Raw genomic sequence first — 13,452 nt, 5'->3', positions numbered from 1 at the left:
AGCAAAGAATGCCACATTTATAAGATGGCAAATTCAGTATAAGCTTTAAAGGGAGTTTTAATATGAAGATCGATGTTACTACATTATATGGAAGAAGAGCAATTAATAGATGGGAAAGAATTTCTGTTGGTGATGTACTTGAAAGAGTTACATGGTCATTTCCTGAAAAAGAAGCTCTGGTAGGGGAAAAAGCAACAGAAAAAGAAATAATCTCTTTTTGTAGAGGAAAGCTTGCTTTTTATGAAATTCCTAAAGCTATAATTTTTATAGAAAGTCTTTCAAAAACAGTAGGTGGAAAGATTTAGAAATATAAATTAAAAGAGGAGTATAAAAATCTTTTATATGATTCCAAGCCTGTTTAAAGGCCTGTGCCCTAACTGCGGTGGTGAGATAAATTCTCAAAGACTGCAAAAGGGCATTCCCTGCGAAAAATGCCTTCCTCAACAGGATGCTGATCCCTGTAAATTTATAAAAGCAGGAAATTACAAAGAAATTTGTCGAATCAATGAAGATGTTCAAAAATGGGAAAAACACTTTGAAAATCATTTAAAATTAAAACCCTGGAGTCTTCAGAAAACATGGGCAAAAAGAGTTTTTTCAGGCATTTCTTTTGCTCTTTTAGCACCAACAGGAGTTGGTAAAACTTCATTTGGAATCTCCGTGGCATCATATCTTGCAAAAGAAAATAAAAAGTCATACATTATTGTGCCAACAAAGCTTCTTGTTGAACAGGTCTGTGAGCGTTTAAAAGATTTTGGGCTTAAAGATGAAATTCTTGCTTTTAATGAAATAACTGCAAAACTTAAGGAAAGATTAAAAAAAGAGAATTTCAAGGTTCTCGTTACCACATCAATGTTTCTGTATAAAAATCAGGAAATACTTCCCAGAAACTTTAGTTTTATTTTTGTTGACGATGTTGATTCCTTCTTAAAAACAGCGAAAAATGTTGACAAAGTTCTCCATTTGCTCGGATTTTGTCAATCTGACATTGCAAAAGCTTTTGAACTTATTTTGCTTAAAGCAAAGGCTAAAAAAACTGATACTGACTGGGAAAAAATCAAGGAAATTCAGAAGGAGCTTGATAATGTAAAAAATTATAAAAAAGGCGTGCTTGTAATATCTTCTGCCACCACTCAACCTCGTTCCAATAGAGTAAAACTTTTTCGTGAACTTCTGGGATTTGAAGTTGGCACTCCTACATTTTATTTAAGAAATGTTGTTGATGCCTTTACTGAAGAAGGTTCTTTAGTTGAATGGATTAAAAAACTTGGCAAAGGAGGATTGGTTTTTCTTTCCTCAGACAAAGGCAGAGAAGCAATAGATGAAATTATGCATGAACTTAAGAAAAATGGGATAAAAGCTGCATCCTATGAAACATTAAATAATACAACGATATCTCGTTTTGAAAAAGGTAAAATAGATGTTCTTGTTGGCATAGCCTCTTATAAAAATCCCTTAGCTCGCGGATTTGATATGCCCCATGTTGTCAGATATGCTCTTTTTTACGGAGTTCCCAAAATTGTTATCTCTTTAAAATTTGAATCAAATCTGAATCATCTCTTATGGGCAGTATCTTCAATTCGTTCTTTTATTGTTAAAAAACTTCCTGAATACACACAGAAAATAAACAGCTGGATCAGTCAACTGAGAAAATATCAACACCTAAATTTTGTTGAAGTTAAACCATCTTTAAAACAAAAAATAGAAAATCTGACTGAGGAAATTGGTAAATTTTTATCATCAAAAGAAGTTCTGGATTTACTAAACTCCTCTGATGAGATAACACTTAAATTCACTAAAGAAGGTTATTTTATGACAGTATCTGATGCTACAGGGTATCTGCAGGCAAGCGGAAGAACTTCACGGATGTATGCTGGTGGAATAACAAAGGGACTTTCTCTGATCCTGGTAGATGACAGAGCCACATTCAAACATCTTGCCAAAAAAGTAAGATGGTTCAATGATGAAATAAAGTTTTTATCCGTTTCAGAGATAGATTTAGATAGCACATTAAAAGAAATTGATGAAGACAGGATAAAAATTAAAGAATTTTTAAACCACAGAAAATTTCAACCCAGCACAGATCTTCTTAAACCTGTTTTAATAATCGTGGAGTCCCCCAATAAAGCAAAAACTATTGCAAACTTTTTTGGCAAACCTGTAAGAAGAAAAGTTTTTGACCACGACATTTTTGAAACATCTATTGAAGATAGGTACATAATGATAACATCTTCATATGGACACATCCTTGATCTGGTAAAAAATGAAGCTTTTTATGGAGTTCTGGTAGACAAAGAAATTGTTCCAATTTATGAAGCTATTGAAGGTAAAGAACCAATTATCAAAAGCATAAGAAAAATAGCCATAGAAGCAGAACAAATTCTTATTGCTACTGATCCTGATACAGAAGGAGAAAAAATTAGCTGGGATATTCATGAGATTTTAAAACCTTATGTTAGCGATATAAAAAGAATGGAATTTCACGAAGTTACAAAAAAAGCAATAATTAGAGCATTAAAAGAACCAAGAGATTTTAACTTAAATCTCGTTAAAGCTCAAGTTGTCCGAAGAATTGCTGACAGATGGGTTGGTTTTGAGTTTTCTCAGCTGCTTCAAAAAAATTTTGGAAAACAAACACTTTCAGCAGGAAGAGTTCAAACTCCTGTTTTAGGATGGATAATTGACAGAGAAAAAAATTACAGGGAAAAAATTTATAAGGTTTTGTTTTTCATAGAAAGAAATAATAAAAAACTGCGAGTCAGTTTTGACTTTGAGGATAAACAAGAAGCTATAAATTTTTTTAACAGTATAAAAGAAGTTCAGATTGAAATTGTTTCAGAAGAAGAAAAAATAGAGCTACCACAAACTCCTTACAGAACTGATACAATGCTTAAAGATGCAGGAGATTTTTATAAATTTTCTCTGCCAAAAACAATGCAGCTTGCTCAAACTCTTTTTGAACTTGGATTTATAACCTATCACAGGACAGATTCTCAAAGAGTTTCTGATGCTGGAATTAATGTAGCAAAAGAATTCATAAAAGAGGAATTTGGATTGGAATATTTTTCCCCGAGAAACTGGGCTGAAGGAGGAGCTCATGAATGCATTAGGCCTACAAAATCCATTGAACCAGAGGAATTAAACTCAATGCTTATAACTGGCCAAATTGAAGGTCTCAGTAAGGAACATCTTCTTCTTTATGAAATGATTTTTAAGAGATTTATTGCAAGTCAGATGAAGCCAGTTAGATCTAAATACAGTGAAATGCTGATTAAGGCATTGAATAAAGAACAGAAAATAAATTTGCGAACTGAAATAATTGAAGATGGCTGGAACAGAATTTTAAAAATTGAAACCTATCCAGAAATCAAAGGTATTTTCAATGTAGAAAATACAAAACAGTTTAAACAGCAACCAAAAGTTTATCCTTACACTTACAGCGAACTTGTAGCAAAAATGAAGGAAAAAGGAATTGGAAGACCTTCAACTTATGCAAGTATTGTTGAAAAGCTCGTTGAGAGAAAATATGTTATTGACTCTAAAGGATTTCTTATCCCTACAGAGCTTGGCAAAGCAGTGTATTCTTACTTAAATAATAGAGAAAAAATAAAAAATTTTGTTTCCGAAGATTTTACACAGCAGCTTGAAGCCTTTATGGATAAAGTTGAAGAAGGTATGATTGATTATAAAACAATACTTTATGATTTATACAGGCAGATTATAGGAACAAGAACTCATTAAAAATTTTTTTCATTTTCCTATTTCTTGAATTAAAATATCTTTTAAAATTTTTGCTACATTTAAAACTCTTTCACTCATTGAGTTTCCGAAATTTGTATTTTCAGGTTGAATGCCAATTATGAAAATTTTAGTTTTAATTCTTGCTTTTATATATTCAATACACATTTTGAGATTAGTCTGATGGGTTGATATTTCTGGATGCTGCAAATTTTCTTCTGATAAAAAAACTACACAGCCAGGTTCATGATGCATATGTAAAGCATCAATAAAAATGATTGTATCTGGTTTATGCTGAATTATTTCTTCAATAAATCTTTCAAGCCTGTCTTCACAATCAATTAAAACAGCATTGATTTTATTTTTTAATTCTTTAACAATATATAACCCTACCGCATCATCTCCTCTTAAAGGATTACCTATTCCTGCGATGATAACTTTCCCTTTGATGTTATTTAAAAATTCATTCAATTCCAATTTGTTCAGCTACAATAGGTTTGATTTTCTTTTTTGATATCCCAACTGCCTGAGCAATTCCAAAGATAATACCCTCTGGTCTTGGAGGACATCCAGGTATATATAGATTTACAGGAATCACTTTATCAACTCCGCCAACTACATTATAGGTGTCAAACCAGATACCACCTGCTGTGGCACAGGAGCCAAGAGCAATAACAATCTTTGGTTCAGGAGTTGCTTCATAAACTGATTTAACAAACTCTACAGTAGGTCTTGTTACAGGTCCTGAAATAACAAGCGCATCTGCATGACGTGGAGAACTCACTATTTTCATACCAAATCTTTCAATGTCATAGTAAGGAGTAAGAATATCAAGGAGTTCTATATCGCAACCATTACATGCTCCAGTGTTTACATGAAATATCCATATTGATTTTTTGAGTGCCTTTTGAGCTAATTTTTTAAGTAAGGACATTTTAAGCCTCCTTTAACCCGCTATTTTAATAATTCCTCTTGCTGCAATGTCAATCACAGGATAAATAATTTCTGGGTAAATTCCAAAAATTATAACCAAAATTACAAACACTGCAGTGCAAAATATCATTGAAAAAGGTATAGAACTTTTGAATAACTCGCTTTTTTCTTTTTTTTGCCAAAATATTGATATGGCAGTTTTTAAAAGAGCAATAGTGCAGACAAACTCTGATATAATTAAAATTATTGATACCCATAAAAAGCCTTCACTGGCAAGTGAAATAAATATTGTAATTGAACTTAAGAAGCTTGCAAAAAGAGGCATTCCTCCTACTGCCAGTGAACCAATGAAAAAGAATATCGTAATGGCTGGCACTTTTCCTATCAATTCTCTTATTTCCTCAATTTTTTTACTTCCAGTAGCATAAATTATTGCACCTACTGAAAAGAACAGAACTCCTTTCATAAGTGTATGATTAATAAGATGGAAAAGGCCTCCAAAGATTCCTTCATATGTTTTTAAAACTAAAGCTGATACTATAAATCCCATTTCACTTATACTTATGTATGCAATCATTTTTTTAATATCCCTTTGATTAAATGCAAGAATAGCTCCAGCCAACATACTTAATGATGCAAGTGTTATCACCAGATGCTTTATTTCTTCATAATTAAAAGACAACACTGTTACAGTTCTGAGTAATCCATAAAATCCAAGCTTTGTTACTGCACCGGCTAAGAATACTGTTACAGCTGAAGGTGATTCTGCATAGGAGTCAGGCAACCACAGATGAAATGGAATTAATCCTGCCTTTGTAAAAAATCCGACAATAAATAAAAATCCAGACAGTAAAGCTATATTTCTGGGAAGGTTCTTAATAACTTCTCCAATGTTACTTACTGTTACAAGACTCCCTGTTGAGTAAAAAAGTAAAATAATTCCGAGTAAACTGAAAAGAATGCCTACATTGACTAAAATAAAGTATTTAAAACCAGCTCTCAATGATTCCTTATTTAATTTAAAAACAATAAGATAAACTGAAAGAATGCTGCTCAACTCAAGGGCAATATAAACCAAGAAAAGATTATTCAGACTGAATGCAAGATTCATAAATGCTGCTCCGAGAATTATCATACTGTAATAAGTATGAAAATTTTCTTTTCTGTGGCTATAAACCCTGGCAATGTATTTAGGCGAATATAAAATCACCATCAGAGTCACAAACTCAACCATTAACTGCATGATTATGCTTAATCCATCGATGTAAAAGATCTGTCCATACCATAAAGCTTTTTGATCTGATAAAGCCAATGAATTCCATGATAGAGCTGTGCCCAGTAGAGACAAAATTATTGAGGAAATAGAAACAAATTCTTTTAGTAATCCTCTTTTACCAAAAAAGAAAATTATTAAAGAGCCTAAAGCTGGAGCAACAAAACTTAAAGTAAATATCACATCAAGTTTCATTGTTCGTCCTCTGGGATTTTGATTCTTTGAATTTTTTAATTTCTTCTTGAACAAACACTTCATTTAACCTAACAGTAAGATAAACAAAAAACAGCACTGCAACAATAAAATTGAAAGTTAATAGAATTTCAATAAGTTTGGACATATGAGGAATCATGCTTATTATCAGGAAGTGAATGCCATTTTCAATAATGAAAAAGCTTATGATCATTTTAACCATGTCTTTTTTTGATAGAAGAAGATATAAACCATAAATAAAAAGAGTTAATCCGCAGGAAAAACTTGAAAGCACTTGATGTAATTGAGAGGTTTTGAATATTTCAATAAAATGATAACCAACAGAAAGAACAACTATTGATAAAGCTATAGAAAGAGGAAGGGATATTGATGGTTTTTCTTCTGTTTCAACTCTATTTTTCAGACACTTAAATAGAAAAACAGGCATTAAAATAGCCCTTACAAGCAAGTCAACTGTTCCTATTAGATAGAGAGATGATATTTCATTTATATATGCAATGGTAAAAACTGCGATAACAATAAAAAGACAATGAGGTATAAGGCTTAAAACTGAAATTTTCAAATTTTTGACTTCACCTGCAAGAAGAGTAAAAAATAAAATTGCTATATAGATCATTGCCATATTAAACTCCTAAAAGAGCAAGAAATATAGATGTTAATGAAAAAAGAGCAAGAGTCAGATTGTATTTCAGCGCCTGGTCAATTCTAAGTCTTGGATTTAAAGCCTCAATAAGAGTACTTACAAAAACAAGCGCTGTAACCTTTATCAGTGCAATACCTGTGTTCAATAAAGAGTTTTCTAAGTGGGTCCACGGAACAAAAATTTGAGTAAAAACAAGACAGAAAAGAACCTGTCTTGACATATTTGCCCATTTAACACAGGCGTATTTGGGGCCACTTAATTCAATCAAGACTCCTTCTGCAATCTCCTGTTCAGCTTCAGATATATCAAAAGGAATCTTACCAATTAATGCCTGAAGTGAAAGAAATACACATACTGTGGCAAGAAGCATAGATACATTCGGACCATTTGAATAATACCATGTTACTATCTCTCCAATTTTAAATGAACCAGCATTTATAGCACCAGTTATAAGAGCAATTGCAAGAATTGGCTCAACTGAAAGATGTAGCATCATTTTTCTTGAAGCACCAATGTAAGCAAAGGGATTTTCTGATGCAGAGGCAGTAATAATTATAGCTATTCCAACAACTGTAATTATGTAAATGAAAAGAAATATATCTCCCCAAAAGTTTAATGGAGGAATTAATCCTGTTATGGGAATTAAAAGAGATGCCATCCCAATGCTTACAACAGAAAGATAAGGTGAAAGTCTGAAGAGTGGATTTATAGTTGATTTGAGATCTTCCTTACCCATTAACTTGACAATGTCATAATATGATTGAAATGGAGGAGGTCCTACTCTGCTTTGTATCAATGCTCTTACTTTTCTTGTGAATCCATCAAAAAATGGAGATAATAACAAAACAACAAATATATTTACAATCGATGAATATATTATGAATTTTAAATTCATTGTTTTCCCCCGGAAATATAAAACAGTAAAACCATAACTACTATGCTACCAAGTATCAGCCATGCAATGTATTTTTTAGTAGTTAATTCATATATTTTCTCTACATATTCAAAAAGTTTTACACACTTGTTAGCAAGCGGATAATAAAGCCATTCATCTGGTTGAAGAATTTTTAAAAATTTTTCTGATACTGAAATTTTTATTGATGGAGTTGTGACAGGATAAAATCCCTTAAATTGAACTTTTCCAATTCTGAAGCTAACGAGGTTTTTAAAGGGTTGATAAAAACTGTGTCCTCTGTATGCTACTTCTTCAGGAACATGTTCTTTTCCTCCATACCATGTTTTTACTTCTCTTTTTGGTGCTTGAGCATATTTTTCAAAGGAAAATATTAAAAGACAAAGAATTATTAAAGGAATTATAACAAAGACAGGAAACCATGCTCCTTGCGAATAGTTTTTTAAAAAACTTATACTTACTCCAGCAAAAGTATCTCCAAAAATTAATGAAAAATCAGGTAAATCATTAAATAAAGACACAGTACCAGCATAAATAAGTTTTAGAGGAATGATTGGGAACAAACCTGTTAAAACACAAACAGTTGCAAGTATCAGCTGAGGAAGAGTCATGAGCAAGGGTATGTTTCTTTTTTCATCAACTGCTCCCTGAAGCTTTCCCATAAAAGCAGAGTTTACAAATTTAAGAAATGATGCTAAAGTGACTGCAGAAATAAAAATAGATATAATTCCGAAAACTATAAAGGCTCCTTTTATCAGTAAGAAGACTTCTGATTGTTTTGCTGACCAGATTGAGGATTCAAAAATAAGCAGTTTTGATATAAAACCATTAAAAGGCGGAACTCCTGCAATTGATAAAGAACCAACAAGAGCAGTTATCGCTGTAACAGGCATTACTTTTATCAATCCTGAGACTTTATTAAGATCAGTAGTTGCTGTTTTGTAAAAAATAGAGCCTGCATTCAAAAATAAGAGACTTTTATAAATAGAGTTATTAAAAACATGCAACAACCCTCCAACCAGCGCAACAGCACCAAGAAATGGATTAATTTTTATAAAATAAAGTCCAACACCTATCCCTAAGAGCATGTATCCTACCTGTCCTATTGCATGAAAGGACATGAGTCTTTTAGCTTCATCCTGAGTGAGTGCTGCAATTGTTCCAATAAAGATTGAGAAAACTCCAAATACTGCAATAACAAATCCCCATACCTGAGTATGAAAAGAAAGAGGTAGTACCGAGCAAAAAAATCTCACAAGAGCATACACTGCAAGCTTTGACATAACTCCACCAAAGAAAGAAGAAGCTGATGAGGGAGGTTGTGGATATGCATTTGGTAGCCAGAATCCGAAAGGAAGAACTCCAGCCTTTGTCACAAAAGCAATAAAAAAGCAAAATAGAATAAAATGAGCAATGCCTGGCTGATAATTTATGATAAGTGCAAGGCTTTTGTTTATTTCTGTAAAAGAAAAATCATTGCTGTATGAATAAAGAATTACAGAGGCAAGAATTAAGAATGCTGTTGCCACATGCGTTGCTATGAAATATTGAAGTCCTCCTTTTATTGCTGATTTTTCTTCTCTTTCAAAAACAACAATAAACCATGAACTTACTGTCATAAACTCCCAAAAAATGATAAAAAATAAAATGTCCTTTACACATACTACTCCAACAGATGAAATAAAAAGCAACATTAGAAATGGATAGAATCTTGCTGAAGATCTTGTTTTATAGACATTAAGATACTTCCAGGAAAACAAAGATACACATAAGGAAACCAGAGAAATTATCATAAGAAATAAAGCAGAAAGGTAATCAATGCTTACAACACAGGAAGAGTTTAATAAGGGCTTAAGTGAAAAAACTTCATCCTCAATGATTTTGTTTCCTGCGATTGTATTTATTGAGATATAAAAAAGAAATATCGAGGATATGGCTGTGAAAAGAACTGTTAAAAAACCAGAAAAATTTTTATTTTTAATGAATGATGTTAAGGCTGCTCCTAAAAACAAAGATAAAAATGAAATATAAATATACTGCATCAACGGCCTCCTACTAAAACTTCAATAAAAGGATAACCAATTAAAGGAGATATCAAACTCAAAATTAAAAGCATTATCAAACTGAACTTCATGGATAAAGGGACTTTATTACTGGCTTTCATTACCTTTTCTGAAGCTTCACCAAAGAAAACTTTATGTCCAACAAAAATATACCAACAAAAAGCAAGAATGCTCTCAAGAATTGCAACTACACCAAAAACATTTGCAGAGAGGTTTTTAATTTCAAAGGCTCCTGTAAAAATCATGAATTTGCTCCAGAATCCCGAAAAAGGTGGTACTCCTATTATTGCAAACATTCCTATAAGAAAACACCCAGTAAAAAGAGGAAATTTTTTTGAAACACCCTGAAGTTCTTTAATACTTTTTGAACCAGTTACATAGGCAACTCCACCAACTGACAGAAAAAGCAATCCTTTTGCAAATCCATGATTTATTACATGAAAAATTCCTCCAACCCCTGCTGTTTTTGAACCATAAATTCCTAAGGAAACACCTAAAAAAATATATCCAAGATGTCCTACTGTTGAGTAGGCAAGCAGTTTTTTCAGATCATCCTGAAAATAATATAAAATCACAGACAGCATCATTGTTGAAATGGCAATAATCCCTACAACAAAGGCTTCATTCTCTGTTAAATAATAATTTGAAAGATAAATTCTTGCCATTAAATAAACTCCTGCTTTAACCATTGCAGCTGCGTGAAGATAGGCACTTACCGGGGTTGGAGCAACCATTGCATCAGGTAACCATGTAAAAAGAGGTATCTGAGCTGACTTTGCAGTGGCTGCAAAAAATAGAAGAACAAAAACAATAAATTTGCTGGATGAAGATAGAGAATCAATTACCGAGAAATCAAAGGATTTTGCCTGATAATACATTAAAGCAAGAGCAATTAAAAAACCAATCCCTCCAATGTGAGTCATTATGAAAGCCTTTAATCCTGAAAACAAAGCCTTTTTTTCTTTTGTATAGGAAATTAATGCCCATGAACAAAGGGTTGTTATTTCCCAGAAGAAAAATAATTGTAAGAAATTAACTGCTGTAACTATTCCAACCATTGCACCTATAAAAAGGAGCATAAGAAAGTAGTAACTTCCGTAGGGTTTATAAAATGGATGTTCAACATTTAAAGGAGAGAGGTATCCTTGAGAGTAAAAGATTACAAAAAAGCCAATTACAGTAATAAGAATAAGTAGAATTGATGTGAGAGGATCACAAAGAAGTCCAAAATTTAATTCAGCGGAAAGCCATTTAAACAGTGAAAAAGTGTAATAAATCTTTACTTTTGAAAAGGATGTTTCAAAAATACTGAATATGCTGAATAGAAGAGTAATAAGAGAAAACAGAGAGGAAATAAATTCTGCTTTATTTTTGAATAAATAAGCCAGTAATGCTCCTATAAAAGGCATGATTAATGTTAAAGCAAGAAAATCCATACTTACTCCTTAATAAGCTGTTTTTGTTTGCATTCAGGACATATTTTAAGCTTGTTTATTTGTTCTTCGCTTTTGTCCTGAAGTCTATCAATTTGTTTATTTAACATGTTTAATGAAATAAAAGGTTTCCCACAAATAAGGCACTTTACCATTTTTATTTTTATAACAATTTCAAGATCTTTTTTATTGTCAGTGGCAAGTTCATACTCATTGGTAATTCGGATTGCTTTTGCAGGACAAACATTAGCACATCTTCCACAATATATACATCTGCCTGCAGAAAATTTCACTATTCTTACATCTTCATAATCTTCAATGGTTATTAATCTTGAAGGACATATTCGAACACAACTTCCACATCCAATGCATTTATTTGAATCAACTTCAAGTCTTCCTCTTAGATTTTCAGGTGGAGTAACAGGAACAAATGGATAAGGTTTCGTGATTTTTTTATGCCTTGATGAAAGTAAAAGTGCTTTTATTTTACTTTTAAACATCTTTTCAATTCATCCGAAGTGTAAACCCTTACAGACTGTCTCTTTAAATCAATAACTTCATATCTTTCAGTACAGGAAAAACATGGATCAATACTTCCAATAATCAAAGGAGCATCAGCTATCGAGGCTCCTTTAAGCATAACAGAAAGAGCCTGATAATTCTGATATGACGGAGCTCTTACACTCCATCTATATGGTCTTCCTTCAGGGCCTGTCATAACATAATGAAAAAGCTGTCCTCTTGGTGCTTCAATGTATGATATTGCCTCTTTCCATGGCTCAATTTTTGGAATCTTTACTGATGTTTGTCCTTCTGGTATATTTTCAATAATTTGTCTGAGAATATTTATTGAAATTAAAATTTCTTCAAGTCTTACAATTGTTCTTGCCCATACATCTCCTTCTTTACTTAAAGGAACTTTGAGATTTAGCTCAGAATAGGCAGCATAGGGAAAATTAACTCTCATATCAATATTTATACTTGAAGCTCTTGCCAGAGGTCCGCATACGCAGTATTTTTTAGCATCATCCTGCTTTAGAATCCCTACATTTTTAAATCTTACCTGTATAACTTCATCATCAAGAATAATCTCTCTGAGTTCTTTTACTTCTCTTTCAATTTGAGAGATTACTGTTTCTATGTCCTTAAGATGCTGGGGGTGAACATCAATTTTTACTCCTCCAATAATATTTATTCCATATGTTTTTCTATTTCCCGTAATGATTTCACAAATATACATTACAGGTTCACGAATTCTCCATGCCTGCATAAAAAGTGTATCAAAACCAACAATATGAGCTGCCAGCCCAACCCATAAAAGATGACTATGTAGTCTCTCCAGTTCAAGAAACATGCTACGGATGAACTTAGCTCTTAAAGGAATTTCAATTTGAGCAGCTTTTTCTACTGCCTGACAGTAAGCACAGGAATGAACAAACCCGCATATTCCGCAAATTCTTTCGGCAAGGAATGGAATCTGCTGATAATTCAAAGCACTCTCTGCAAGCTTTTCAATCCCTCTATGAACATAAAATCCTCTGTAATCAAAATCAACAATCTCTTCTCCATCAACAATCAATCTAAAATATGCAGGCTCTTCAAGAGAAGGATAAAATGGTCCAATTGGGATAACTGTTTTACCTTCTTCTGGTTTCTTAAGCAGTGAAGGTTGTTTTGATTTAGGAGGTTTGCTGTTGTAAGAGAAATTTTTTCTTAAAGGATGAATTCCATCTGGCCAGTCATCGGGAAGAACAAGCTTTCTTGGATCTGGATGTCCTTCAAACTTTATACCGAACAGATCATTGCATTCTCTTTCAGCCCATACTGCAGCTGGGATTATCTCTGCTATTGATGATATTGTAGGGTCTGACGGTTCTAAAGATGTTTTCACGATTATATTCATTCTATAATCAATAAGGGAGAAAAAATAATTAAGTTCAATTTGATTTTTTTGAGTGATAAAATCAATAGCGGTTAAATGAATAAATCTTGCTTGCTGCATTACAAGCAGTTTTGCAATTTCTTTTATTTGAAAAGGATTTGCGTGGATAATAAGATTTTCATCAATGGTTTCAATTTTATTAGTTAGATTTATAATATTTTCTGTGATTTGCCTCATATTATGAATTATTTCATAAAAGTGATTTAATTGTAAATAATAATTATTTAATTTTGGTATAATTTATTTAAATGTTACCAAAAAATTGAGTCTGTTCATTAAAAATAATAACTTTGTCAGAGGA

Annotated in this window: 11 protein-coding genes; 2 read left to right on the top strand and 9 right to left on the bottom strand. The window is 32.3% G+C overall.

What is annotated here, in order from left to right:
• Window positions 1-62: 62 nt before the first annotated feature.
• A complete protein-coding gene (locus tag ACP5O9_RS05480; RefSeq protein ID WP_428723587.1) occupies window positions 63-305 on the top strand; it encodes a hypothetical protein in 243 nt (80 codons plus the stop codon).
• Between the two features lie 37 nt (window positions 306-342).
• Window positions 343-3,741, top strand: a complete 3,399-nt coding sequence (rgy, locus tag ACP5O9_RS05475; protein ID WP_428723586.1) for a reverse gyrase — start codon at window positions 343-345, stop codon at window positions 3,739-3,741.
• Between the two features lie 9 nt (window positions 3,742-3,750).
• On the opposite strand, the gene ACP5O9_RS05470 is transcribed toward rgy, so the two are convergent.
• From ACP5O9_RS05470 to ACP5O9_RS05430, 9 genes are read right to left on the bottom strand one after another with little or no spacing between them, the layout of a single operon-like run.
• A complete protein-coding gene (locus ACP5O9_RS05470) occupies window positions 3,751-4,209 on the bottom strand; it encodes a hydrogenase 3 maturation endopeptidase HyCI (RefSeq protein ID WP_428723585.1) in 459 nt (152 codons plus the stop codon).
• Window positions 4,202-4,672, bottom strand: a complete 471-nt coding sequence (locus tag ACP5O9_RS05465) for an NADH-quinone oxidoreductase subunit B family protein (RefSeq protein WP_424905380.1) — start codon at window positions 4,670-4,672, stop codon at window positions 4,202-4,204. Before ACP5O9_RS05465 ends, ACP5O9_RS05470 begins: the two co-directional genes overlap by 8 nt.
• A 12-nt stretch (window positions 4,673-4,684) precedes the next feature.
• Complete coding sequence (locus ACP5O9_RS05460) at window positions 4,685-6,139, bottom strand: complex I subunit 5 family protein (RefSeq protein WP_428723584.1); 1,455 nt, start codon at window positions 6,137-6,139, stop codon at window positions 4,685-4,687.
• Window positions 6,129-6,779: a hypothetical protein gene (locus ACP5O9_RS05455; RefSeq protein ID WP_428723583.1), complete on the bottom strand. Its 651-nt coding sequence runs from the start codon at window positions 6,777-6,779 to the stop codon at window positions 6,129-6,131. Before ACP5O9_RS05455 ends, ACP5O9_RS05460 begins: the two co-directional genes overlap by 11 nt.
• A 1-nt stretch (window position 6,780) precedes the next feature.
• Window positions 6,781-7,695 (bottom strand): respiratory chain complex I subunit 1 family protein, encoded by a 915-nt coding sequence (locus ACP5O9_RS05450; RefSeq protein WP_428723582.1) that lies wholly within the window; start codon window positions 7,693-7,695, stop codon window positions 6,781-6,783.
• On the bottom strand, window positions 7,692-9,755 hold the full coding sequence (locus tag ACP5O9_RS05445) for a complex I subunit 5 family protein (protein WP_428723581.1): 2,064 nt from the start codon (window positions 9,753-9,755) through the stop codon (window positions 7,692-7,694). The genes ACP5O9_RS05450 and ACP5O9_RS05445 overlap by 4 nt, the downstream gene beginning before the upstream one ends.
• Window positions 9,755-11,212 carry a hydrogenase 4 subunit D gene (locus ACP5O9_RS05440; RefSeq protein WP_428723580.1) on the bottom strand — a complete coding sequence of 486 codons (1,458 nt, stop codon included), beginning with the start codon at window positions 11,210-11,212 and terminating at the stop codon, window positions 9,755-9,757. Before ACP5O9_RS05440 ends, ACP5O9_RS05445 begins: the two co-directional genes overlap by 1 nt.
• Before the next feature lie 2 nt (window positions 11,213-11,214).
• On the bottom strand, window positions 11,215-11,709 hold the full coding sequence (locus ACP5O9_RS05435) for a 4Fe-4S dicluster domain-containing protein (protein WP_424905375.1): 495 nt from the start codon (window positions 11,707-11,709) through the stop codon (window positions 11,215-11,217).
• Window positions 11,691-13,328, bottom strand: coding sequence for an NADH-quinone oxidoreductase subunit C (locus ACP5O9_RS05430; protein WP_353685474.1), 1,638 nt, complete (start codon window positions 13,326-13,328; stop codon window positions 11,691-11,693). Before ACP5O9_RS05430 ends, ACP5O9_RS05435 begins: the two co-directional genes overlap by 19 nt.
• Window positions 13,329-13,452: the final 124 nt, after the last annotated feature.

The sequence above is a fragment of the Thermodesulfovibrio sp. genome, from assembly GCF_049969575.1.
In the GTDB taxonomy this organism is placed as follows: domain Bacteria; phylum Nitrospirota; class Thermodesulfovibrionia; order Thermodesulfovibrionales; family Thermodesulfovibrionaceae; genus Thermodesulfovibrio; species Thermodesulfovibrio obliviosus.
This window is presented reverse-complemented; position numbering and strand designations above follow the sequence as displayed.

What these genes read in the sequence shown, in the direction of transcription:
- ACP5O9_RS05445 (WP_428723581.1), bottom strand. Translation starts at nt 9,755, where the DNA reads ATGCAGTATATTTATATTTCATTTTTATCTTTGTTTTTAGGAGCAGCC.
- ACP5O9_RS05455 (WP_428723583.1), bottom strand. Translation starts at nt 6,779, where the DNA reads ATGGCAATGATCTATATAGCAATTTTATTTTTTACTCTTCTTGCAGGT.
- ACP5O9_RS05450 (WP_428723582.1), bottom strand. Translation starts at nt 7,695, where the DNA reads ATGAATTTAAAATTCATAATATATTCATCGATTGTAAATATATTTGTT.
- ACP5O9_RS05465 (WP_424905380.1), bottom strand. Translation starts at nt 4,672, where the DNA reads ATGTCCTTACTTAAAAAATTAGCTCAAAAGGCACTCAAAAAATCAATA.
- rgy (WP_428723586.1), top strand. Translation starts at nt 343, where the DNA reads ATGATTCCAAGCCTGTTTAAAGGCCTGTGCCCTAACTGCGGTGGTGAG.
- ACP5O9_RS05435 (WP_424905375.1), bottom strand. Translation starts at nt 11,709, where the DNA reads ATGTTTAAAAGTAAAATAAAAGCACTTTTACTTTCATCAAGGCATAAA.
- ACP5O9_RS05460 (WP_428723584.1), bottom strand. Translation starts at nt 6,139, where the DNA reads ATGAAACTTGATGTGATATTTACTTTAAGTTTTGTTGCTCCAGCTTTA.
- ACP5O9_RS05430 (WP_353685474.1), bottom strand. Translation starts at nt 13,328, where the DNA reads ATGAGGCAAATCACAGAAAATATTATAAATCTAACTAATAAAATTGAA.
- ACP5O9_RS05480 (WP_428723587.1), top strand. Translation starts at nt 63, where the DNA reads ATGAAGATCGATGTTACTACATTATATGGAAGAAGAGCAATTAATAGA.
- ACP5O9_RS05440 (WP_428723580.1), bottom strand. Translation starts at nt 11,212, where the DNA reads ATGGATTTTCTTGCTTTAACATTAATCATGCCTTTTATAGGAGCATTA.